A 22807-nucleotide genomic window follows, 5' to 3' on the forward strand; every position below is an offset into this window, starting at 1 on the left:
ATCCATTGAGTGGGGTGGGGGGCAATTGGTTGGGTGTGTATATGCCGCTCGGGTTTCTCACCCTCCACATTAACGCCCCCTTCCGTTGGGCCGCATGGCCAAGGGGAGGGCTGGGGAGGGGTTGCAGTTCGTCACTGCGCAACAATCACTACGCAACCGCTTGCCCGCATCCAAACAACCGCCCTCCTGCGCGGTATCCGCCGCCAGAAACCACGCTCCCCAGCTTCCTACGCAAACAAGCCGCCACATCCGATAGGCGCGCGCATCTCCCCGGCCCACGCTGGCAACCCTCACCATGCGAGGGTTCACCATGCTGCGCATCTTCCTTTCCTGCCTGTTTGTATTGCTCCTGCCGTGCTGTGTTCGCGCTGCCAATGCATCGCCCCCGCCATTGATGCTTGCCGGGCAATGGCAGGACGGCCCGGATGTCTCGCGCTATCTGGTCAGCGAAAAACTCGACGGTGTCCGCGCCCGCTGGGACGGGCGTCGATTGATCAGCCGTGCCGGCAACGTCATCCCGGCGCCGACGTGGTTCACCCATGCGTGGCCACAGCAACCACTTGATGGCGAACTATGGGCCAGCCGTGGCAACTTCGATTCCACCAGCGCCATCGTCCGCAGTGCGCCTGCTGACGACGTGCAATGGCGCACGCTGCGGTTCATGGCATTCGACCTGCCTGCGCATCCCGGCACATTCGCGCAACGGCTCGCTGCGATGCGCACCCTGGTTCACGGCACGGGCAACCCGTATCTGGCCGCCATCGCCCAACAACGCTTCACCGACACCGCGTCGTTGCACAAGCACCTGCATGAGGTCGTCGCTGCCGGCGGCGAAGGGTTGATGCTGCATCATCAGGACAATTACTACGTCGCCGGGCGCAGCGAAGGCCTGCTCAAACTCAAGCTGTTCGATGATGCCGAGGCGCGTGTCATTGGCCATGTTCCCGGCAAGGGAAAGTACCAAGGCATGCTCGGCGCACTCCAGGTGCAAGCTGATGACGGGCGGCGCTTTCGTGTCGGCAGCGGCCTGAGTGATCTCCAGCGCGCCAGCCCACCGCCCATCGGCAGCCTTATCACCTATCGCTACAACGGCCTCACCGTCCATGGACTGCCGCGTTTTGCACGCTTCCTGCGGGTGCGTGAGGAAACCGCGAGCGCGGCAGGCCCACCCTGAGCTGCCTTGCAGCGCAGACCCTGGTGATCTCGCGCATACGAAGACGCCCCCACGCGGAGATCACCGCTACTTTCCAACGGCCCGGCCAATGGGTTCCAATGCCCCGCTAACACGACAGGGCGGGCCATGCGATATCAGGGGCGGTTGGAAGACTGGAATGACGACAAAGGCTACGGTTTTGTGGTGCCCAATGGCGGCGGCGAACGTGCCTTTGTCCACATCAAGGCATTCGAGCGCCGGACGCAGCGACCAGGCAATGGCCTGCTCATCAGCTACGCGCAGAAGAAGGATGCCCGCGGCCGCCTCAATGCAACCGCCGTCCGCTTCGCGGCGACGCGCAAGGCCCAGGCTGCAGCAAAACCACCCGGCCCCGCGCCGCGTCTGCCGCGCACCGCACTTGGGCTGCTGGCGATGGTTGCCGTGACGCTGGCCTGGATGGCAAGGCTCATTCCCGACGGGATGATGCTGACGATCACCGGCCTGAGCCTGCTCGCACTGGTGTTCTACGTCAGCGACAAGGCTGCCGCGCAGCGCAACCGCTGGCGCACCCCGGAAAGCACCTTGCACCTGATCGCCTTGCTGGGGGGCTGGCCGGGCGCGTTGCTGGCGCAGGGTTTGTTCAACCACAAGACCAGCAAGCGCAGTTTCCAGCGCGTGTTCTGGGCGACGGTAGTGCTCAACCTGATCGGCATCTTCCTGCTGACCACGATGGCCGGGACCCTTCTGTCCGGCGCAATCTGACCACCCCGGCGCCGGATGCCGGCCTCGGCGGGCGTGGCTTATCATGCCGCACCTTCAAACCCCGAACGGCATCATGGATCGAGCCCGTACGTCGCCTGTTTTCCGCACACTGCTGGTGATGCTGCTGGCATCGGCCGCACTCGCCGCAATCACCCCGCAGGCCGCAATGGCACAGGCTGCACGCAAGCCCTCGCCTTACGAATACCGACAAGGCACGGCGACGCAGGCATCGCAGCCGGCCAGCGATGCGCAGGCGCAAGCGCCGGACCACCTGCCCCGCATCGGCAGCCGTACCAGCTTCATGCAGCTTGCACGCGTATACAACGCCGGCACACCGCTGGAGATCCCGCATGTGATCTTCACCATCGACCGTCGCGCACCGGCACGCATCTATTACGTCAACACCCCCAGACACGAACTGCACGAACACTTCGTCCGCCGTACAGGGCTGCTGCCGCAGCTGGACAAGGCCACGCTCAATGCGCAGTACAAGGATCCGCAACGGCGCTTCCTGTTTGGCACCCTCAGCTGGCAGCGCGACCTGCCGGGCTATACCTATGAATTCTGGGAAGGTGACCAGCTGACGCCGGACCTGCTCACGCAGGCCGATGCGCTGGTACGCGCCTCCTTCCATGAGCCCGTCCGCTTCAAGACCAACTCCACGCTCCACGAACAGACCGCCCGCATCGCCGGCCTGCCCTTCATCACCCAGGAAGCGCTGCTGCGCGAACAACGCTTCCTGCCGTTGAATACCGGCACCGCACGGGGCCGGCTGCGTATCGTCACGTCGGTGGAGCACGCCGGCGACCTGTCACCGCAGGACATCGTGGTACTGGACGAAGTGCCGATCTCCCTGCCGCCGGTGGCCGGCCTGATAACCCAGCGCCCATCGACGCTGTTGTCGCACGTCAACCTGCTGGCCAAGGGCTGGCGCATCCCCAACGCGTATGTGCGTGATGCGCAGTCAGCACTGCGGCAATACAACGGCCAGTGGGTGGAGCTGGAGGTCAGCAACAACAACTACCAGGTGCGGCCGAGCACGCGGCCGGCACGAACACCGGCCAACAGGACACCGGCAAACGCACGCAACCTGCCCCGTCCGGACCTGTCGGTCACCGCGCTCAAGCCGCTGTCGGCGCTGCGGGCGCGGGACAGTGGCCATTGTGGTGTCAAGGCAGCGAACCTGGGCACGTTGAAAGCGGCCCTGCCGCCGGCAGCGCGGGTGCCCGATGGCTTCTGCGTGCCGTTTTCGCACTATCAAACAGCGATGCTGCGATTGCAGATACCCCAGCGCCTGGCAGCCCTGCAGCAACGTCCTGGCTTTGCCAGCGACGCCAGCGTGCGCCGTGACGCACTGGCGGCGCTGCGCACGCAGATCAGCACTGCCACGCCGGACCCGGCGCTGTCGCGCCTGTTGCAGACGCAATGGGAGAGCCAACTGCAGGGACGCGGCGTGTTCGTTCGCAGCTCATCCAATTCGGAGGATCTGCCCGGCTTCAGCGGCGCCGGCCTCTACACCACCGTACCCAACGTCACCCAGGGCGATGCGCTGGTGCGTGCGGTGCAGACGGTCTGGGCGTCGGTCTACAACTTCGAGGCTTACGAAGCGCGCCGGGCCGCCGGGCTGGGGGATGCCGTCGCGATGGCGGTGCTGGTGCAGTCGGCTGCGCCGTCGGACAGCTCGGGGGTGATGATCACCCGCGACCCGTTCGATGCCGGCCGTCGCCACATCACCTATATCTCGGCCAAGCGCGGGCTGGGCATTCGCGTGGTGGAAGGCAAGCGCCAGGCCGAGCAGGTGATGTACTCCAACTGGTCCAAGGCGGTGCAGGTATTGAGCCGCTCGGCCGAGGACACGCAACTGGTTGCCAATGCCAACGGCGGGGTGCGTGAAGTGCCGCTCACCGGCTCGCGCCAGGTACTGACCGACGCCCTGATCGCGCGCCTGGCCGCCGTGGGGCGCAGCACCCGGCAAGCACTCGGCGGCGCCGAGCAGGACATCGAATGGGCCGTGGTGGGTGATGACATCGTCATCCTGCAGTCGCGCCCTTACGTGGACGGCAGCAGCCGCTAGCGCGGCCCTCGTGGCCGCGCCTCACCCTTGGTCATTGCAACTGCAGCAACTGCCCACGGTGCAGCCGGTATTCGCGCTGCACCACGCCAGCGGGCAACTCGCCGTGGGTGATCATCAACAGGCTGCGGTTGCCCAGCGCTGCGGCCAGGTCGGTCAACAGCGCGTGCGCGGTGTCCACGTCCAGGCCTTCGGTGGGTTCGTCCAGCGCCATCAGCGGTGCGTTGCGCAGCAGCGCGCGGGCCAACGCCAGACGACGCGCCTGGCCGGCCGACATGGTGGCGCCGTTCTCGCCCACCCACGCCGACAAGCCACCCTGCTGCTGCGCCCATTCCTGCAACCGCACCTGCCCCAGCACCGACCACATGGCTTCGTCACTGGCCTGCGGTGAACCCAGGCGCAGGTTTTCGGCAATGCTGCCGGCAAACACCGGCGCACCCTGCGGCAACCAGGCAATCTGGCGGTACCAGTCGTCCTGTTTGAAGGCACGCAGATCCACGCCGCCGTAGCGGATCACTCCCTGCTGCGGGTCCCACAGGCGCAGCATCAAGGCAGACAGAGTGGTCTTGCCGCAGCCACTGTCGCCGCGGATGGCGATGCGTTCGCCGGGTGCCAGCTGAAGGTCAACGCCGTCGAGCAACTGCCGCGTTTCACCCGGCCAGGCGAACACCACCTTCTCGAATGACAAGACCGCAGGCGGCAGTGGCACGGCAACGGGTTGTTCGGGATCGAGCACGGCAGGCGGCTGATCCACGATCTGCTGCAGCCGTTTTGCCGCAACCCGCGCCGACTGCAGCGCCTGCCACGCGAGGCTGCTGCCGGCGGCTACTTCCAGCAGCGCCACCGTCAGGAAGATCAGGCCTGCCGCCAACGGGGCTTCCACCTTGCCGGCCTCGAACGCTGACAAAGCCAGCCACAGCATCCCCAGCAGGCCCAGGCCAGACAGCACCGAATGCAATAGATTGCCGCCGATCAGCCGCCGCCTGCGGCGCCGGTCTGCGCCCGCCAGTTGGCCTGCGGCCTCGTCCACGCGCAGCGCCCAGGCATCACGCGCATGCAACGCGGCCAGGTCGGCGGCACCTTCCAGGCCTTCGTAGGCCAACGTGCGTAAACCTGCGCGGTGCTGCGCACGCTGGGCCTCGTTGGCATCGCCATGACGCACGGCCAACACCGGCACACCAAGCCCCACCAACAAGCCCAGCACGGCCAACAACAGTGCAGCCGGCCAGTAGATCAACGCCGCCGCGAACACCGCAACCGAGGCGATACCCAACAGCGCCAACAATGGGCCCACCGCGCGCACCACCGCACCGTCGACATCGCTGATATCGGAAATCAACCGCGCCAGCAGCTCGCCGGTACGACTGCTGCCCAGCCGCGCCGGGGCCAGCGGCAGCGCGCGCCGGAAAAACCACACCCGCAGGTCACGCGCAATGCGCAATGTGGCGTCGTGGCCGACCAGTTTTTCAAGGTAACGCGAGGCAATCCGCATCATCGTCAGGCCACGGATACCGGCCGACGGCGAGAAGAAGTTGAAAGTCGCCCCCGCCCCCAATGCACCGGCCAACGCGGCGCCGGTGAGGAAACCACCAGACAGGCCCAGCAGGCCGACACCGGCCAGCATGGTGGTGAACAGCAGTACGGTGGTCAGCAGCAACCAGCCGCGATGACGGGTGAACACACTGCGCATGTCGTCGCGCCGGCCCTGCGCGGGGCCGATGTTCCCGTGCGCCCGATCTTCAGGCTTCATGCCCGCTCTCCTTCGTATGCAGGCACCTTGCTGGACAAAGTGATGACCTGGTCAGCCCAGCGCATCGCAGCCTCGCTGTGGGTGGCCATCAGGACCGTGCGGCCGCGCGTGTGCGACGCCAATGCCTGCAGCAGATCGTGTTCCGTCTGCGGATCAAGGAAGGCGGTGGGTTCGTCGAGCAGGAACAGATCCGGATCACGCAGCAACAGGCGCGCCAGGCCAATGCGACGGGCCTCGCCTCCGGACAGGCCAAACCCACGCTCGCCGATCACCGTGTCCAGCCCCTGCGGCAGGTGCCGCGCGAACCGCATCACCTGTGCAACCTCGGCCACGGCCTGCAGCCGCGCATCGCTCACCGCCGGGTCGGCCAGGCGCAGGTTGTCGGCAATGCTGCCGTGGAAAAGATACGGCCGCTGCCCGGCGTAACCGATGCGCAGGCCTTCGCGGGTGACGATCCTTCCCTCGCGGACCGGCAACCAACCGGCCAGCGCTTCCAGCAGGGTGCTCTTGCCGCTACCGCTGGGCCCGACCAGGGCCAGGCGCTGCCCCTGGTCGATGTCCAGCGAGAAATCCACCAGCACGTCGTGGCGCGCACCTTTCGGGCGCAGGGTGACGGCCTGCAGCTGCAGCATCGGCGCATGCCGTTGCGCCGGCTCGGCCACAACCGGGGCAGTGGTGGCGACATCGGCAACTGCCGGTTCAAGCACGCCATCGTCCGCCAGCAGCCGCTCCACTTCCGCAGCAGCGGCCAGTGCGTTGGCGCGGTCGTGATAGTGCGCCGCCAAGCGCCGCAGCGGCGCATAGAATTCCGGCGCCAGCAGCAGGCAGAACATGCCGGTGCCCAGGGTCGGCACGGCGGCATGCAGCGACATCATTCCCAGGTAGCTCAGCCCCAGGTACAGGGCCACCATCGCCACGCTCACCGAGGCAAAGAACTCCAGCACCGTGGAAGAAAGAAAGGCAATGCGCAGCACCTTCATGGTGCGCACGCGCACGCCTTCGGCAGCCTGTTCGATGCCGCCCAGCTCCGCCTCGCCACGCCCGTACAGCCGCAGCAGGCCCAGCCCCTTGATACGGTCGGCAAAGTGGCCGCTCATCCGCGCCAGTTCGCCCAGTTGCGCACGCCCGGCCGCCTCCGCGCCCCAGCCCACCAGCATCATGAAGAAAGGCACCAGCGGCGCAGTGAACAGGAAAATCAGCGCCACCACCCAGTCCACCCAGGCCACGGCCGCCAGGATCAACAGCGGCACCACCACCACTTCCACCCGCACCGGCTGGAAACCGGCGTAATAGCCCTCGATGGCATCGCCGTGGGCCAGCAGCAGCTCCCCCAGCTCGCCGGTCCGTTGCCGGCGCAGCCAGAGCGGCCCGCGCGCCATCAGCCGCCGGTAGATCTGCCCCCGCAGGGCCAGCTTGGCCGTGTCGGCCACATCGCCGGCAGCGGACTGCGCCAGCGCTCCCAACAGGCTGCGCAACAGCAGGGTCAGCGCCAGCAGGCCGAAAGCGTGACCCACCTGCGCGATGGCCACCTGTTCCACGACTATGCTCTGGATCAACCAGGCGATGGCGCCGGCCTGTACGATCAACAGGGCGCCCGAGCCGCATACCGCAAGGGCCGCCAGCCGCTGCCGCGAGCGCGCACCCGCGGCCAGGGAGGAAAGCCATTGCTGTTGTTGACGACGCTGGTGGCGCAATACGTCGCCGGAATGTGGAACATCGCTCAAGACTGGCAACTCAGCTGAAAGGAATCGAACCGATTGTAAGCAAGCTGCACCCTGCCCGCCGGCCCTGTGCAAGATCACCGCAGTAGGCCAGAGCCTCATTGATCCAGATCAAGGCGGAGGTAAGCATGAACAGGGAGCATTTACGCCATAAACCCCACTCCTGCCACCCAATGATGCCCAACACCCACGAGGTAGCCTGGCCATGATCGACTCAACAGTCGTAGAGCTGTCGCGGCTGCAGTTTGCACTGACCGCGATGTACCACTTCCTATTCGTCCCACTCACGCTGGGCCTGTCCTTCATGATCGCGATCATGGAGAGCGTCTATGTCATGACCGGCAAGGACGTCTGGCGCCGCATGACGCTTTTCTGGGGCGTGCTGTTCGGCATCAACTTCGCCATCGGTGTCAGTACCGGCATCGTGATGGAGTTCCAGTTCGGCATGAACTGGTCGTACTACAGCCACTATGTTGGTGACATCTTCGGTGCGCCGCTGGCCATTGAAGGCCTGATGGCGTTCTTCCTGGAAGCCACCTTCATCGGCCTGTTCTTCTTCGGCTGGGGGCGCCTGTCCAAGGTGCAGCACCTCACCGTCACCTGGCTGATGGCACTGGGCACCAACCTGTCGGCACTGTGGATCCTGATCGCCAACGGCTGGATGCAGAACCCGGTCGGTGCGGTGTTCAACCCGGAAACGATGCGCATGGAAGTCGTCGACTTCATGGCCGTGTTGTTCAACCCAGTGGCACAGGCCAAGTTCGTGCACACGGTATCGGCCGGTTATGTCACCGGCGCCGTCTTCGTGATGTCGATCAGCGCCCTGTTCCTGCTGCGCAACAAGCACCAGGACGTGGCCCGCCGCTCGTTCGCGGTGGCTGCTGCCTTCGGCCTGCTGTCCTCGCTGTCGGTGGTGGTGCTGGGTGACGAAAGCGGCTATGCCGCCAACGAACACCAGAAAATGAAGCTGGCTGCCATTGAAGCCATGTGGGAGACCGAGCGCGCCCCGGCCGACTTCACCGCCTTCGGCATCCCGAACCAGGAAACCCACCAGAACGATTACGAGATCAAGATCCCGTACCTGATGGGCCTGATTGCCACCCGCTCATTCGACCAGCCGATTCCGGGCATCCTGGAACTGGTCGAGCGCGCCGAACACCGCATCCGCGGCGGCCAGCTGGCCTACGGTGCACTGGAACGCATCCGCGCCGACAAGACCGACGTCGAAGCGCGCGAGATGTTCGACCGCCATTGGCAGGATCTGGGCCACGGCCTGCTGCTGAAGCGTTACCGCGAGGACATCCTCAATGCCAGCCCGCAGGAAATCTCGCAGGCGGCAATGGACACCGTGCCGCGTGTTGCACCGCTGTTCTGGACCTTCCGCATCATGGCTGGCCTGGGCTTCTACCTGATCGCCTTCTTTGCCGTGGCGTTCTACTACTCGTGCCGCAACAACTTTGAAAGCAAGCGCACCTTCCTGAAGATTGCGTTGTGGTCGCTGCCGGCACCGTGGATCGCCATCGAATGCGGCTGGTTCATCGCCGAGTACGGCCGCCAGCCGTGGGCGGTGGAAGGCGTATTGCCGACCTTCTACGCTGCTTCGGGCCTGGCGCTGCACGAAATTCTCATGACGCTGACGGGCTTCACCGTGCTGTACACGGTGCTGATCATCATCGAGGTCAAGCTGATGCTGAAGGCCATCCGCAAGGGCCCGGACGAGATCCTGCCGTCGCTGCAGAACAAGGCTTCCCACCACGCTTCGGCCCCGGGCCAGGCATAAGGAAGGAGAACACTCATGGAATTCATTCTTCTGGACTACACGACGCTGCGCGTGATCTGGTGGCTGCTGCTGGGCGTGCTGCTGATCGGTTTCGCGGTCATGGATGGTTTCGACCTGGGCGTCGGCGCACTGCTGCCGTTCGTGGCCAAGACCGATGAAGAGCGCCGCCTGGTGATCAACACCGTCGGCCCGGTATGGGAAGGCAATCAGGTGTGGCTGGTGCTCGGCGGCGGTGCCATCTTCGCCGCCTGGCCGCCGCTGTATGCGGTGAGCTTCTCCGGCTTCTATCTGGCGATGTTCGTCATCCTGTTCGCCCTGATCCTGCGCCCGGTCGGCTTCAAGTACCGCAGCAAGATGCCCAGCGCACGCTGGCGCAACAACTGGGACTGGGCGCTGTTTGTCGGCGGCTTCATCCCGGCCCTGATCATGGGCGTGGCGGTTGGCAACGTGCTGTTGGGCGTTCCGTTCCACTTCGATGACACCCAGCGCATCTGGTACACGGGCACGTTCTTCGGCCTGCTGACACCGTTTGCCCTGCTTGCCGGCCTGCTCAGTGTGGCCATGGTGGTTTCGCATGGCGCCGCCATGCTGGTCATCAAGACCGACGGCCCGGTGGCTGATCGTTCGGCCCGCTTCGGCAGCATCGCTGCACTGCTGACCTTTGTGCTGTTCGCACTGGGTGGCGTGTGGGTGGCCATGGGCCTGCCCGGCTACGCCTTCACCTCGCAGGTGGTGACCGATGGCCCGAGCAACCCGCTGCTGAAGACGGTGGAAATCACCGCTGCCGGTGGTTGGATGCGCAACTACACCGACATGCCGGCCACGATCCTGGCGCCGGTAGTCGGCCTGCTCGGTGCGCTGCTCAGTGCGGTGCTGCTGCGCAAGCGTCGTGGCGGCCTGGCGTTCCTCGCCTCGGGCGCATCGATTGCCGGCATCATCCTCACTGTCGGCTTTGCGGTGTTCCCGTTCCTGCTGCCTTCCTCCAGCCAGCCCAGCTCCAGCCTGGCGCTGTGGGATACCTCCTCCAGCCATCTGACGCTGTGGATCATGCTGCTGGCCACCGTGATCTTCCTGCCGCTGATCATCGCCTACACCAGTTGGGTGTACCGCGTAATGAAGGGCAAGACCACCACGGCGGAAATGGGTGAGAACCCGAACGCTTACTGACGCACATCCACGACATACGTAAAGGAGTCATCCCATGTGGTATTTCGCCTGGATTCTCGGCGCTGGCCTTGCTTCAACCGTCGCCATCCTCAACGGCATGTGGTTTGAAGCCCGCGAGGCACGCAAGAACGAAGCAAAACGCTAAAAAACTGCTTTCAGGTATTGTCAGGAGGCCGGACTGAGCGTATCTTTCCGGCTCCCTTTCGCGGGGTGTAGCTCAGTCTGGTAGAGCGCTACGTTCGGGACGTAGAGGTCGCAGGTTCGAATCCTGTCTCCCCGACCAGGAAGGTCACAAGGAAGCCTGAAAAACGGCAACGTTTTTCAGGTTTTTTTGTTTGTGGAAGTCGCCCTCGCGGGCGCACCGGAACCACCCGTCCACGGGGTTGGCCTTCGGGGAAATACTTGCACGACAGTGGAATCACCGCTATCATAGGCGGCTCCTTACGGGGTGTAGCTCAGTCTGGTAGAGCGCTACGTTCGGGACGTAGAGGTCGCAGGTTCGAATCCTGTCTCCCCGACCAAGGAAGAATGAAAGGTCTGGAAATGCACGCGCATTTCCAGACCTTTTTTCTTTGTCGGCCCAGCATTCGACAACACCCACACCTTTGCTTCTTCAGGCCGGCGGTAATGCGACCGCATCCCATTCACGGCTCGCCCCGTACAATGCGTAATCGCGATTCTCCGGCTCAGCCAGTTTCGGCCAGCCCTGCCGCCCAATCGCCCATCTGAATCTGTTTGCCCGTGCCGCTTCCGGTTTGGGCCGCAACGCTACCTGTGAAGAACGTTTTATGACCCACGCCACCCCTGCCCCCCATCCCCTGCTGCGCGGCCGCATGCTGGCGTTTTTTGCGATCGTGCTGGCGGCCGTGAACCTGCGCACGGCGGTGACCTCGCTGACACCGCTGCTGGACCAGTTGGAAAAGGTCTTCAACTTCGGCAGCACCATGACCGGCGTGCTGGGCATGATGCCCACGGCGGCGTTCGCCTTGTTTGGCCTGTCCACACCTGCATTGACCCGCCGCATCGGGCTGGAACGCACGGCCCTGCTGGCCATGGCACTGGCGACGGTAGGCCTGTTGATCCGCGCCGGCGCGGGCAACGTGGGCATGTTGTTGCTGGGGTCGGGCGTCGCACTGGCCGGCATGGGCATCGGCAACGTGGTGTTGCCGCCGCTGGTCAAGCGCTACTTCGCTGATCGCGTCGGCACCATGAGCACGCTGTACATCACTGTGTTGCAGGCCGGCACGATGATTCCGGCACTGATGGCCGTCCCGGTGGCCGACGCCTATGACTGGCGCATATCGCTGGGACTGTGGGCGCTGCTTTCACTGGCCGCGATGCTGCCCTGGCTGATGCTGTCGCGGAGCACGCGCGCACCCGAAACCCACAATGCCCCCGCTCACGCCCCCGGCAAGGTATGGCGCACGTCGCTGGGCTGGGGCCTGGCATTGATGTTCGGCATGACCTCGCTGATCACCTACTCCATGTTCACCTGGTTGCCGAAGATGATGATCGAGGCTGGCGCATCGCCGGCCTTCGGTGGCGTCACCGTGGCCGTGTTCTCTGCACTGGGCCTGGTGCCATCACTGCTGATGCCGGCAATCGCGGTGCGTCTACGCAATCCCTTCCCCCTCGTCGCACTGGTATTCCTGATCAACCTGGCCGCGTTCGCGGGGTTGCTGTGGGCACCGATGAGCGCGCCGCTGTTGTGGGCCACCCTGCTGGGCCTGGGCCCTTCCACCTTCCCGCTGGCGCTCACGCTGATCAATCTGCGCACCCGCACTCCCGCAGGCTCGGCCGCCTTGTCCGGCTTCATGCAGGGCGTCGGCTACAGCTTCGCCTGCCTGGGGCCGGTGCTGTTTGGCTGGCTGCATGGCCGTACCGACGGCTGGACGCTGCCGTTTGCCTTCTTGACCCTGTGCGCAATCGTGCTGCTGACCGCGGCCTGGTTCGCCTGCCGCCCGCAGCACCTGGAAGATTATTGGTGAGTTTCACCCCCTGCTGCGCAACCGGACAATCGGGGCCCGAAAGCAGCAAATTATTAACCAGCCGTTAATTGTTCACGAACTGTACCCTCAATTGTCACAGACTCTGACCTGTGACGCGTGTCACAATCCCGGGGATTTGCAACTGTACCCAGGGAAACTCAATGCGTGTATGGAAGCCGCTCACCCTGAGCGTGGCATTGGCGTGTGCGTTATGGAGCGTCAGCAACGATGGCATCGCCGCGGATGCAGGCGAAAACGAAGCACTGGCACGGATCAGCCAACACCGCGATCACGGCCGCTGGCTGGAAGCACTGAACGAAATCGAGCGGCTGCAGCAGCAGTACCCGCAGGATGATTTCCTCTACCAGTTGCAGGTGCTCAGCCTGTCGGACATCGGCAACGCAGGGCTCGCATGGCAGCTGTATCAGGCCCGGCCAGCGTTGTTCGATGCCGAGCAGCGACGCCATCTTGAGGCCAATTACCTGTCCAAGCGGGTTGGCTGGAGCCTTGCCTATGGCAAGAGCGAAGACACGCGCCTTGATGAAGCCGAAGCCGCCCTGACGCTGATGCAGTCGATGCTGGAGCACGATGGCCTGACCACGGACAGCGCGCCCTTGCGGATACGTTATGACCGCCTGGTTCTGCTCAACCGCCTGGCGCGGCATGACCAGGTGTACGTCGAATACCGCGCCTTGAAGCAGCAGGGCCACGCCCTGCCCGACTACGTGCTACCCGCCGTGGGCGATTCGCTGATGGCCACCCAGCATCCGGAAGAAGCCATTCCGTTTCTGCTGGCCGCCTCACGCAGCGAACCCGAACGCGATGATGTCCGCACCGAGTTGGCCTACGCCTACCTTGAAAGCGGCAAGCCACGTCAGGCCATCGATTTTTTGCAGCGCTGGCGTGAGCAGGAGCCGCCGTTCCGGCGCCAGGCCGGGGCCAAGCAGTCGTATCAAAACTGGGCGCACTACGAAGCCGATCTGAACCTGGCGATGATCCGCGCCTACAGCGGCGACCTGCCAACGGCACAACAGGCGCTTGAAGCGCTGGCCGATACCGCGCCAGGCAACGGCGGCCTGCACTCCTCGCTGGGCATGGTCTACCAGATGCGCGGATGGCCGCGCCGCGCGCTGGAACGCCAGCAGATGGCCTACACCCAGGACCCGCGCGAAGTGCAGCCGCGCGTGGGGCAGTTTGAATCCTATGTGGACCTGCAGCGCGATGACCTGGCGCGCCCGCTGTATGAAGACCTGCTGCGCCGCTACCCCACCCAGCCGGTGGTGCAGCGCATGCAGCGCAGTTGGAAGTCACATCGTGGCTGGCAGGTGTATGCCCACGCACAAGGTGGCCACAGTTCCGGCGGTGGTGTTTCCCCCCTGGGCAATGACGACCGCCACTACGGCGTGGAGCTGCGCTCACCCGTCATCGATGACCGCTGGCGCCTGCTGACCTTTGCCGACCGACGCAGCGTTGACTATCCCGGGCAACGCCTGCAGCCCCTGCGCGTTGGCGCGGGCGTGGAATACCGCTATGACCAGCTCGATGGGCAGTTGCTGTTCAACCGTGCCAATGACGACATCGGCGGCACCGGCATCCGCGCCGGTCTTGGTTGGCAGTTCAACGACCACTGGCACATCGGCCTTGCCGCCGCGCGCAACGATGACGAAGCCTCGATGCAGGCACGCTCGGCAGGCATCGACGCCGACAGCATGGCACTGGCGCTGGAGTACCGCCGCAGTGAACGCACCGTGTGGAGTGCCGGCGCCAGCCGTTTCCGTTACAGCGACGACAACAACCGCGATCTGCTGAGCAGCAGCGTGCAACAGCGCGTGCTTACCCTGCCCAGACTGCAGCTCACCGCCCTGGGCAGTGGCTACCTGGGCCGCAGCAGCCGCAGCGATGTGCCGTACTTCAGCCCGGAACGCGATGGCCTGCTGGAGCTGGGCCTGCGCATCGATCACCGGGCCTGGCAACGCTACGAGCGACATTTCAACCAGCAACTGGAAGTGTCCCTGGGCAACTACTGGCAACGCGGCTACGGCAATGCACGGGTACCGACCGTGAGCTATCGCCATGAGTGGCAACTGGGCATCGGCCGGGTCATCGAGTACGGCGTGAGCTGGTCACGCCCGGTCTATGACGGACGACGTGAACGACATATCGGCCTGGACGCCGCGATCCATTGGGGGCAATGAAATGCGCAACAACCACATCACCCTGTTCGCCGGCTGGCTGCTGGCGCTGCTCTGCCTTGCCACAAGTGCGTACGCGCAGGCCCCCACGGAACCCCGTATCAATCTGGACTCGGCGGACAACGGTCTGCTGGTCATCAGCTACCACGACATCCGCGACGACGTTGCGCGTCATGGCGACCCGGATCTCTATGCAGTCAGCACCCAGAATTTCGCGGCCCACCTGGATTGGCTGTCCGCGCAGGGTTACCACCCGATCTCGCTGTCCCAGCTGATCGAGGCCTCGCGTGGCGGCAAGCCGCTGCCACCGCAGCCGGTGCTGCTGACCTTCGACGATGGCCTGCGCAGCGTCTACACCAAGGTGTTCCCGCTGCTGCGCGCCTACAACTACCCGGCGCTGATCGCGGTGATCACCGATTACGTGGAGATGGCGCCCGACCGGCGCATCGACTACGGCTACCGTCCGTTCGCTGCCGAAGATTTCCTGACCTGGCAGCAGATCCGCGAAATGCAGGCCAGCGGGCTGATCGAGGTTGCCAGCCATACCGACAACCTGCATCACGGCGTGCAATCCAACCCGCAGGGCAACTCCACTCCGGCGGTCATCACACGCATCTATGACCCGGTGGCCGGTGCCTACGAGACCCCGCAGGTCTACGAAAAGCGCATCCGCGACGACCTTGCCCGCAGCGTGCAACGCATCGTGGACAACACCGGCACCCGGCCCCGCGCCATCGTCTGGCCGTATGCCGCCTACAACGCCTATACCAACGAATTGGCCGCGCAGCTGGGCATGGATGTGTCTTTCGACCTGGAAGGCCGCAGCACGCCGGTGACATCAAACCTGGGCGGGCTTGCGCGCCTGCTGATGATGGACAACCCGACCGCCGTCAATCTCGCCCGCGACCTGCGCCGGGACATTGAACTGGAAAACGTCCGCGCCCTGCAGATCGATCTGGACATGGTCTACGACGAGGATCCGCAACAGCAGTCGCGCAACCTGGATGCGCTGATCGAACGCGTCAACCAGGTCGGCCCCAGCCACGTCTATCTGCAGGCCTTTGCCGACCCTGATGGCAATGGTTCGGCTGATGCCCTCTACTTCCCCAACCGCCACCTGCCGATGCGGGCGGACCTGTTCAACCGCGTGGCCTGGCAGCTGAAAACCCGTGCCGAGGTGAAGGTCTACGCCTGGCTGCCGGTGCTCGGCTACGAGCTGCAGGACCCGGCCATCCGTGAGGCACTGAAGCTCCAGAGTCCCGAGCAGGATGGCATTTTCCGCCTTGATTTCACCCGCCCGGAAGTGCGGCAGATCATCAAGGACATCTATGCCGACCTGGCCATCAACTCTTACTTCGAGGGCCTGCTGTTCCATGACGATGCCTACTTGCGCGACACCGAGCTGACCCATCTGCCGGCCGAGGGCGAAGACGGCATACGCACCCAGGCCTTGATCGACTTCACCCTTGAACTGCGCGACGCCGCCCAGCGCTGGCGCCCCAAGTTGGCCACCGTGCGCAACCTCTATGCGCAGCCGGTGCTGCAACCGCAGAGTTCAGCGTGGTTCGCCCAGCGCTTGGACCTGTTCAACCATGCCTATACGCATACGGCCTTGATGGCGATGCCGTGGATGGAAGGCAGCCGTCACCCGGAACGCTGGCTCGACCAGCTGGTCGAAGCCGTGCGCAAGCAGGACCCGGAGTTCAACAGCACCCTGTTTGAACTGCAGACGCTGGACTGGCGTACCGGCAAGCCAATCCCCGGCGAACGCCTGCGTGCCCTGGTGCGGCGCCTGCAGGCGCGCGGGGTCAAGCACATGGGCTGGTACCCGGATGACTTCATCGCCGACCGCCCGGCGTTGAAGGATGCCCGCGCGGCCATGTCCGTGCGCAACTTCCCCTACGTGGAGAAGTAACGTGGACATGCACCCGATTCTTTACGGACTGCTGCAGTTCGCGTTCTTCTACCCGCTGGTGATGGCCTTCATGTGGATGTGCGGCGGCCTGTACTACTTCGTGCGGCGCGAGCGCAACGCCCGCGACCGCAGCGATCCGCCGCCGATGGCCGAGTACCCCTTCGCCTCGTTGCTGATTCCTTGCCACAACGAAGCCGAAAACCTGGAAGACACGCTGGGCGCGGCACTGGCGCAGAACTATCCGGACTATGAAGTCATCGCCATCAACGATGGCAGCAGTGATGACACCGGCGCGCGCCTGGATGCCCTGGCGCGCGTGCACCCACGCCTGCGCGTGGTCCACCTGGATCGCAACCTGGGCAAGGCCAATGCGCTGCGCATGGGGGCATTGGCCGCGCGTTCGGAGTACCTGGTGTGCATCGACGGCGATGCGATGCTGGAGGAATACGCCACGCACTGGATGATCTGGCACCTGACCTCCGGCCCGCGCGTGGGTGCGGTCACCGGCAACCCCCGCATCCGCAACCGCTCCACATTGCTGGGCCGGCTGCAGGTCGCCGAGTTCTCCTCGATCATCGGCATGATCAAGCGCACGCAGCGTGTGTATGGCCGCATTTTCACCATTTCCGGCGTGATTGCCGGCTTCCGTCGCACCGCGCTGCACCGCATCGGCTACTGGGCCGATGACATGATCACCGAGGACATCGACATCAGCTGGCGCCTGCAGCTGGATCATTGGGACATCCGCTACGAGCCCAATGCGCTGTGCTTCATTCTCATGCCGGAGACCTTGCGCGGCCTGTGGAAGCAACGCCTGCGCTGGGCCCAGGGCGGCGTGGAAGTCATGCTGCGACATGCGCGTGCGCTGCTCAGCTGGCGCAAACGTCGCATGTGGGGCGTGCTTCTGGAGTACCTGCTCAGCGTGTTGTGGGCCTACACGATGCTGGCGATCCTGGTGTTGTGGGCGCTGGGCAAGTTCATCCCGATGCCGCCACAGCTGTATATCGCCAAGGTGCTGCCGCAATGGCATGGCGTGATCCTGGCGCTGGTCTGCCTGGCCCAGTTCGCCAGCAGCCTGATCATCGACCGCCGCTATGAAACCCACGTCGGCCGCAATTACTTCTGGGTGATCTGGTATCCGATGGCCTACTGGCTGATCAGCCTGTGCACCACCGTTGTGGCATTGCCCAAGACTTTGCTCAAGCGGCGCGGCAAGCGTGCCACCTGGGTAAGCCCGGACCGGGGAATTCGATGAACGAAAAGTCAAAAAACAGATCAAGTGCCAACGCCAAGTTCGACTCCACACTGATCCGCAAGCCGCGCCAGCAGCCACGCCTGCAACGCACGTTGTGGGGTGCGGTGAGCGTAGCGTTCTGGGCATTCCTGATGGTGCTGTGCGTGCCGCTGCTGACCCTGCTGTCGTGGCTGCTCGGCATCCGCCTGGCCTGGCAGCAGTTGTACGAATACCAGGACCAGGTGGACCCCTTCCTGCTGATGGCCGTGCCGGTGATCCTGCTGTGCTGCGCCGCAGGCCTGATTGCCTGGGCCGAGTACAACCGCATGCGCTTCGCCGGCAAGGAACGGCGCTCGCCCATCGCAGCGATCGACATCCAACAGATTGCCCACGATCTGGGCGCGACCACGGCCCTGGCCGAAGGCCTGGCTGGCAGCAAATCCGTGGTGCTGCACATGGACGACCAGGCGCGCCCGGTAGGCTTCACCTGCCAACAGCCAATGCCCCCTTCGCAAGGCACCGCGTCTTTATCAACAACGCGTATACAGCCGCAGGCGTCCACCGAAGACATCCTGCATTGACCGTTCTTCCGACAAGGCTGCGGGGCATGGAAAGCCCTGCGGCCTTGCCGACTGCAGTCAATGCAACCTGGACAAGCGCGCGCTCACGCCGGCTCAGCCACCTGTGGCCGGATGCCGTACCTGCCCCTCACCGCGCACCACGAAACGCTCCACCGTGAGCGCTTCCAGGCCCATCGGCCCATAGGAGTGCAGGCGCGTGGTCGAGATGCCGATCTCCGCGCCCAACCCCAGCTCACCACCATCGGAGAAGCGTGAGGAGGCATTGACCATCACCACTGCCGAGCGCAGTGCATGCACGAAGGCCTCACCGTGTGCTGGATCGCCGGTGGCGATCACTTCGGTGTGGTCGGAGGTGTACTGCTGGATATGCGCGATGGCGGCCGCCATGTCCGGCACCACGCGAATCACCAGGATCAGGTCGAGATACTCGGCGGCGTAATCATCGTCAGTGGCCGGGAACACGCCCGGCAACAGCGCCTGCGTTGCGACATCACCGCGCAGTTCCACCCCGCGCTCGCGCAATGCAGCGGCGGCCAGCGGCAGGAAGCGTGGCGCGATGGCTTCGTGCACCAGCAGCGTTTCCAGCGAGTTGCAGGCTGCCGGTCGCGACACCTTGCCGTCCACCAGCAAATTCACCGCCAGCGCGATGTCGGCACTGTCATCGACGAACAGATGGCATACGCCCTTGTAGTGCTTGATGACCGGCACGCGTGCGTGCTCGGCCACGAAGCGGATCAGCCCTTCACCACCGCGCGGAATGGCCAGGTCGATGATGTCGTTGAGCTGCAGCAGCTCCAGCATGGTCTCCCGGCGCAGATCCTCCACCAGCGTCAATGCCGCTTCGGGCAACCCTGCTTCGCGCAGGGCGCGCTTGAGGCTTTCGGCGATGGCGGTGTTGGAATGAATGGCTTCCGAGCCCCCACGCAGGATCACGCCATTGCCAGCCTTGATGCACAGCGCGGCAGCATCGGCGGTCACGTTCGGGCGCGCCTCGTAGATCATCGCGATCACGCCCAGCGGCACGCGCACCTTCTGTACGCGGATGCCATTGGGGCGCACATAGTCACGCGTGACCTCGCCCACCGGATCGGGCAAGGCAGCCACTTCGCGCAACGCATTGGCAACGCCGGCAAGGCGCGCGGGATTCAATGCCAGGCGGTCCAGCATTGCCGCACCCACGCCCTTGTCCTCTGCGGCCTGCAGGTCGCGTGCATTTGCGGCAAGAATCACATCGGCGTCGGCATCCAGTGCGTTGGCCATCGATTGCAGCAGTTCACCGCGCGCCTGGGTGGACAGCAGACCCAGCGCCTGCGCAGCCTGCCGGCATTGCATTGCCAGCGTGCGGATATCACTCATGACAGCACCTTTGATAAGCATTGAATACAGTCGTCACAGCAGCACCATGTCGTCGCGGTGAATGACGTTGGCACCGTAGTTGTAGCCAAGTATCGATTCGATTTCGCGGGTGTGGTGCTGGCTGATGCGGCGAATGTCCACGGCCGAATACTGGCTGACACCACGCGCGATGCGCTGTTGTCCATCGGCCTCGAACAGCCGCACTTCGATCATGTCGCCGCGCCGGAACTCGCCTTCGGCACCGACCACCCCACCCGGCAGCAGCGACGCGCCCTTCTCGCGCAGCGCACGCGCCGCACCGGCGTCAACCAGGATCGCACCTGGCTCCATCGGCGCATGCCGCAGCCAGTACTTGCGCGCCGCGATGCGCGATTGCCCGGCGTGCAGCCGGGTGCCGCGCAGGCGACCCTGTGCTAGACCACGCACCACATCACCGTCGCGGCCATTGAACAGGAAGGTATCGATGCCGGCCTCACCAGCCTTGGCAGCGGCCTGCAGCTTGGTGTGCATGCCGCCGGTGCCGACCGCACTGCCGCTGCCACCGGCCATCGCCAGCACGTCCGGCGTCAGCGCGATGACGTCGTTGATCGGCTGCGCCGTCGGATTGCTGCGCGGGTCTGCGGTGTACAGGCCGTCGATATCGGTGGCAATGAACAAGGCATCGGCATCAACCAGTGCGGCGACGATGGCAGCGAGGTTGTCGTTGTCACCGAGCTTGAGTTCATCCACCGACACGGTGTCGTTTTCGTTGATGACCGGCAGCGCGCCCAGCGCCAGCAGTTCGTTGAGCGTGGCGCGGGCATTGAGATAGCGGCGGCGGTTGCGCAGGTCGTCATGGGTGAGCAGCACCTGCGCCACCGGGCGTTCAAAGAAACGCTGCCACAGGCCGATCAACTGCGCCTGGCCCAGGGCGGCCAGCGCCTGCCGTGCGGCCATCGCCGCGCCGGCTTCGGCGACTTTGGGCACGATGGCCCGCCCGGCGGCGACCGCACCGGAGGATACGATCACCACCTCGCGCCCGGCCAACACATTGGCCGAGACGAACTGGGCCAGACCCAGTGCGAAACGCGGCGTCAAACCACCGCCATCTGCGGCCAGCAGGCTGCTGCCGACTTTCAGTACAGCGCGGCGCCACTGCGGCAGCGCCTGCTCGGTGAACGGTGATTGCGCGACGGTACTCATGGCGTCAGCGGGTATTCCATTCATGGATGACGATGTCGGAACTGTCGTGAATGACGAGCGGGTCGCGCGCGACGATGGCCTTGGCCTGGTCGAGGTCCGCCACGTTTTTGAGCACGTAAGCGCCGCCCGTTCCGTCGCTGAAACCGCCGGTCAGATACAGTTGATCCTGAGCGGCGAGCGCGTCGAGGAAAGCCACGTGCGGGGCAACCACAGCGGTGTCGAACGACGGCTTGCGCATTGCCATTACCAGGTAGAGCTTCATTGCATTCTCCTTTAGCTGCATATGACACCACGCCGCAGCGGAAGTTGGCGCGATTGCTTTCGCTTGGAACTTGCTTTGGCTTTGGCTTTGGCTTTGGCTTTGGCTTGGGCTTGGGCTGTGGCTTTGGTTGTTGCTGTCTCTTCTCCCGCGTGCGGGAGAAGGTGCCCGAAGGGCGGATGAGGGGGGCTTTTGACTCTACTTCCCAGAAGCTCCCCCTCACCCCAACCCCTCTCCCGCTTGCGGGAGAGGGGCTTAAGCCGAAGCCAAAAACCAAAACCAATACGGGCGCCTTCCGGCGCCCGCATCAGAACATCAACCCTGCAACGCGCTCCAGCGTGCAACAAGCTCTTCCAAACGAAGATCCGCCGCCGCACCGGGCGACACGCGCGCGGCCAGACTGCCTTCAGGCGTACGCCCCTGCCCCGCCGTATCTGACGCCTCGGCCGCTGCCTTGTATGCATCGCGGAACGGCACACCCGCCACCGCGGCTTCCACCGCGACATCGGTTGCATACATGCCCGAATCGATTGCCGCACGGATGTTGCCGTCGCGCCAATCCAGGTTCGACAACAGCGCCGGCAACAGTTCCAGTGCGGCAAGGCCGCGACCAAAGCCGTGCACGATCGCACCCTTGGAGTTCTGCAGATCACGCTGGTAACCGGAGGGCAGCGACAACAGCTGCTCGATCTCGGTGCGCGCAGCGGCCACACTGGCATGGGTGGCGCGCATCAGTTCAATCACGTCGGGGTTGCGCTTGTTCGGCATGATCGAGCTGCCGGTGGTGTACTGCGCCGGCAACGACACAAAGGCAAATTCGCCGGTGGTGAACAACGACAGATCCCACGCGATACGACGCAGGTCCAGCGTCGCACCACCCAGGGCTTCCAGCGCGGCCAACTCAAACTTGCCGCGCGAGAGCTGCGCGTAGATCGGGCTGATCTGCATCCGTGCGAAATCCAACGCAGCCGTGGTGTGCTCGCGGTCCAGCGGCAGGTTGACGCCGTAACCGGCGGCGGTGCCCAACGGATTGGTGTCGATCAGTGCGCGCGTGTCACGCGCACGCACGGCGTTGTCGATGAAGGCCTCAGCCCAACCGGCCCACCACATGCCCGCCGAGGACACCACAGCGCGCTGGATATGGGTGTAACCCGGCAACGGCTGCAGCTGTTCGGCTGCGGCACGGTCCAGCGCAACCTTCGCCACGTCGCTGCTGATCTGCGCCACCCGTTCCAGCTTCTGCTTCAACCAAAGCCGTGTTGCCACCAGAATCTGGTCGTTGCGGCTACGGCCGGTGTGGATCTTGCGGCCAGCATCGCCGAGCCGCTCGGTCAGGCGCGCCTCAATGGCCGAGTGGCAATCCTCGTATTGCTCGTCCAGCACAAACGCGCCACTGCGGAAGTCATCAGCCAATGTCGCCAGTTCGCGCTTGAGCGCAGCCAGTTCGTCGGCGCTGAGAATGCCGATGTGCTGCAGGCCTTCGGCATGCGCCGTGCTGGCCTGGATGTCGTGCAGGAAAAACTCGCGGTCAAGAATAACGTCGTCGCCGGCCAGGAAGGCCTGGATTTTCGCGTCTACCGCGACACCGGGTTTCTGCCAGAGCAGGTTGGTCATGGTGGGGAGTCTCCATCCAAAAATAGCTTGGTAGGAGCGGCCTTGGCCGCGAAGCTGATGATCTGGCCGATTGCCAGCTTCG

General features: G+C 64.6%; 17 protein-coding genes and 2 tRNA genes. 13 read left to right on the forward strand and 6 right to left on the reverse strand.

Annotated features, from left to right (window positions below; all coding sequences use genetic code 11):
- Positions 1-295: 295 nt before the first annotated feature.
- The 3 genes from ACVOLO_RS16400 (at position 296) to ACVOLO_RS16410 (ending at position 3989) form a co-directional block, all read left to right on the forward strand.
- Complete coding sequence (locus ACVOLO_RS16400; RefSeq protein WP_481571385.1) at positions 296-1174, forward strand: DNA ligase; 879 nt, start codon at positions 296-298, stop codon at positions 1172-1174.
- A 126-nt stretch (positions 1175-1300) separates the two neighbouring features.
- Positions 1301-1915 carry a DUF1294 domain-containing protein gene (locus ACVOLO_RS16405; protein WP_481571386.1) on the forward strand — a complete coding sequence of 205 codons (615 nt, stop codon included), beginning with the start codon at positions 1301-1303 and terminating at the stop codon, positions 1913-1915.
- 73 nt (positions 1916-1988) lie between these two features.
- Positions 1989-3989, forward strand: coding sequence for a PEP/pyruvate-binding domain-containing protein (locus tag ACVOLO_RS16410; RefSeq protein ID WP_481571387.1), 2001 nt, complete (start codon positions 1989-1991; stop codon positions 3987-3989).
- 31 nt (positions 3990-4020) lie between these two features.
- Here the strand turns inward: ACVOLO_RS16410 and cydC are convergent, their stop codons facing one another.
- On the reverse strand, positions 4021-5736 hold the full coding sequence (gene cydC / locus ACVOLO_RS16415) for a thiol reductant ABC exporter subunit CydC (protein WP_481571388.1): 1716 nt from the start codon (positions 5734-5736) through the stop codon (positions 4021-4023).
- A complete protein-coding gene (gene cydD, locus ACVOLO_RS16420) occupies positions 5733-7460 on the reverse strand; it encodes a thiol reductant ABC exporter subunit CydD (protein ID WP_481571389.1) in 1728 nt (575 codons plus the stop codon). Before cydD ends, cydC begins: the two co-directional genes overlap by 4 nt.
- 202 nt (positions 7461-7662) lie before the next feature.
- Here cydD and ACVOLO_RS16425 point away from each other — a divergent pair, with 202 nt between their 5' ends.
- The 10 genes from ACVOLO_RS16425 to pgaD all read left to right on the forward strand — a co-directional run bounded on the left by ACVOLO_RS16425 (position 7663) and on the right by pgaD (position 18314).
- Positions 7663-9237 carry a cytochrome ubiquinol oxidase subunit I gene (locus ACVOLO_RS16425; protein ID WP_481571390.1) on the forward strand — a complete coding sequence of 525 codons (1575 nt, stop codon included), beginning with the start codon at positions 7663-7665 and terminating at the stop codon, positions 9235-9237.
- Between the two features lie 15 nt (positions 9238-9252).
- Positions 9253-10404, forward strand: a complete 1152-nt coding sequence (gene cydB, locus ACVOLO_RS16430) for a cytochrome d ubiquinol oxidase subunit II (protein ID WP_481571391.1) — start codon at positions 9253-9255, stop codon at positions 10402-10404.
- A gap of 34 nt (positions 10405-10438) precedes the next feature.
- On the forward strand, positions 10439-10549 hold the full coding sequence (gene cydX, locus ACVOLO_RS16435) for a cytochrome bd-I oxidase subunit CydX (protein ID WP_481571392.1): 111 nt from the start codon (positions 10439-10441) through the stop codon (positions 10547-10549).
- A 61-nt stretch (positions 10550-10610) separates the two neighbouring features.
- Positions 10611-10687 (forward strand) — tRNA-Pro (locus tag ACVOLO_RS16440).
- A gap of 161 nt (positions 10688-10848) precedes the next feature.
- A tRNA-Pro gene (locus ACVOLO_RS16445) sits at positions 10849-10925 on the forward strand.
- A 267-nt stretch (positions 10926-11192) separates the two neighbouring features.
- Positions 11193-12392, forward strand: coding sequence for a CynX/NimT family MFS transporter (locus tag ACVOLO_RS16450; protein ID WP_481571393.1), 1200 nt, complete (start codon positions 11193-11195; stop codon positions 12390-12392).
- Between the two features lie 161 nt (positions 12393-12553).
- Positions 12554-14587, forward strand: coding sequence for a poly-beta-1,6 N-acetyl-D-glucosamine export porin PgaA (gene pgaA / locus ACVOLO_RS16455; protein ID WP_481571394.1), 2034 nt, complete (start codon positions 12554-12556; stop codon positions 14585-14587).
- 1 nt (position 14588) lies between these two features.
- Complete coding sequence (pgaB, locus tag ACVOLO_RS16460; protein ID WP_481571395.1) at positions 14589-16499, forward strand: poly-beta-1,6-N-acetyl-D-glucosamine N-deacetylase PgaB; 1911 nt, start codon at positions 14589-14591, stop codon at positions 16497-16499.
- Between the two features lie 7 nt (positions 16500-16506).
- Positions 16507-17754 (forward strand): poly-beta-1,6-N-acetyl-D-glucosamine synthase, encoded by a 1248-nt coding sequence (pgaC, locus tag ACVOLO_RS16465; RefSeq protein WP_481571396.1) that lies wholly within the window; start codon positions 16507-16509, stop codon positions 17752-17754.
- Positions 17751-18314, forward strand: a complete 564-nt coding sequence (gene pgaD / locus ACVOLO_RS16470) for a poly-beta-1,6-N-acetyl-D-glucosamine biosynthesis protein PgaD (RefSeq protein WP_481571397.1) — start codon at positions 17751-17753, stop codon at positions 18312-18314. The genes pgaC and pgaD overlap by 4 nt, the downstream gene beginning before the upstream one ends.
- A gap of 93 nt (positions 18315-18407) precedes the next feature.
- Here the strand turns inward: pgaD and ACVOLO_RS16475 are convergent, their stop codons facing one another.
- The 4 genes from ACVOLO_RS16475 to ACVOLO_RS16490 form a co-directional block, all read right to left on the reverse strand.
- Positions 18408-19670, reverse strand: a complete 1263-nt coding sequence (locus tag ACVOLO_RS16475) for a glutamate-5-semialdehyde dehydrogenase (protein WP_481571398.1) — start codon at positions 19668-19670, stop codon at positions 18408-18410.
- Between the two features lie 33 nt (positions 19671-19703).
- The gene (gene proB, locus ACVOLO_RS16480; protein ID WP_481571399.1) at positions 19704-20852 is read right to left on the reverse strand and encodes a glutamate 5-kinase; all 1149 of its coding nucleotides are present in this window, start codon (positions 20850-20852) and stop codon (positions 19704-19706) included.
- A 4-nt stretch (positions 20853-20856) separates the two neighbouring features.
- Positions 20857-21114, reverse strand: coding sequence for a YciI family protein (locus ACVOLO_RS16485; protein WP_481571400.1), 258 nt, complete (start codon positions 21112-21114; stop codon positions 20857-20859).
- 312 nt (positions 21115-21426) lie between these two features.
- Positions 21427-22725, reverse strand: coding sequence for an argininosuccinate lyase (locus ACVOLO_RS16490; RefSeq protein WP_481571401.1), 1299 nt, complete (start codon positions 22723-22725; stop codon positions 21427-21429).
- Positions 22726-22807: the final 82 nt, after the last annotated feature.

Source organism: Stenotrophomonas sp. STEN056, assembly GCF_056759635.1.

What these genes read in the sequence shown, in the direction of transcription:
- pgaA (WP_481571394.1), top strand. Translation starts at nt 12,554, where the DNA reads ATGCGTGTATGGAAGCCGCTCACCCTGAGCGTGGCATTGGCGTGTGCG.
- ACVOLO_RS16485 (WP_481571400.1), bottom strand. Translation starts at nt 21,114, where the DNA reads ATGAAGCTCTACCTGGTAATGGCAATGCGCAAGCCGTCGTTCGACACC.
- ACVOLO_RS16490 (WP_481571401.1), bottom strand. Translation starts at nt 22,725, where the DNA reads ATGACCAACCTGCTCTGGCAGAAACCCGGTGTCGCGGTAGACGCGAAA.
- cydX (WP_481571392.1), top strand. Translation starts at nt 10,439, where the DNA reads ATGTGGTATTTCGCCTGGATTCTCGGCGCTGGCCTTGCTTCAACCGTC.
- pgaD (WP_481571397.1), top strand. Translation starts at nt 17,751, where the DNA reads ATGAACGAAAAGTCAAAAAACAGATCAAGTGCCAACGCCAAGTTCGAC.
- cydC (WP_481571388.1), bottom strand. Translation starts at nt 5,736, where the DNA reads ATGAAGCCTGAAGATCGGGCGCACGGGAACATCGGCCCCGCGCAGGGC.
- ACVOLO_RS16450 (WP_481571393.1), top strand. Translation starts at nt 11,193, where the DNA reads ATGACCCACGCCACCCCTGCCCCCCATCCCCTGCTGCGCGGCCGCATG.
- ACVOLO_RS16410 (WP_481571387.1), top strand. Translation starts at nt 1,989, where the DNA reads ATGGATCGAGCCCGTACGTCGCCTGTTTTCCGCACACTGCTGGTGATG.
- ACVOLO_RS16400 (WP_481571385.1), top strand. Translation starts at nt 296, where the DNA reads ATGCGAGGGTTCACCATGCTGCGCATCTTCCTTTCCTGCCTGTTTGTA.
- pgaC (WP_481571396.1), top strand. Translation starts at nt 16,507, where the DNA reads ATGCACCCGATTCTTTACGGACTGCTGCAGTTCGCGTTCTTCTACCCG.
- ACVOLO_RS16425 (WP_481571390.1), top strand. Translation starts at nt 7,663, where the DNA reads ATGATCGACTCAACAGTCGTAGAGCTGTCGCGGCTGCAGTTTGCACTG.
- proB (WP_481571399.1), bottom strand. Translation starts at nt 20,852, where the DNA reads ATGAGTACCGTCGCGCAATCACCGTTCACCGAGCAGGCGCTGCCGCAG.
- ACVOLO_RS16405 (WP_481571386.1), top strand. Translation starts at nt 1,301, where the DNA reads ATGCGATATCAGGGGCGGTTGGAAGACTGGAATGACGACAAAGGCTAC.
- ACVOLO_RS16475 (WP_481571398.1), bottom strand. Translation starts at nt 19,670, where the DNA reads ATGAGTGATATCCGCACGCTGGCAATGCAATGCCGGCAGGCTGCGCAG.
- cydB (WP_481571391.1), top strand. Translation starts at nt 9,253, where the DNA reads ATGGAATTCATTCTTCTGGACTACACGACGCTGCGCGTGATCTGGTGG.
- pgaB (WP_481571395.1), top strand. Translation starts at nt 14,589, where the DNA reads ATGCGCAACAACCACATCACCCTGTTCGCCGGCTGGCTGCTGGCGCTG.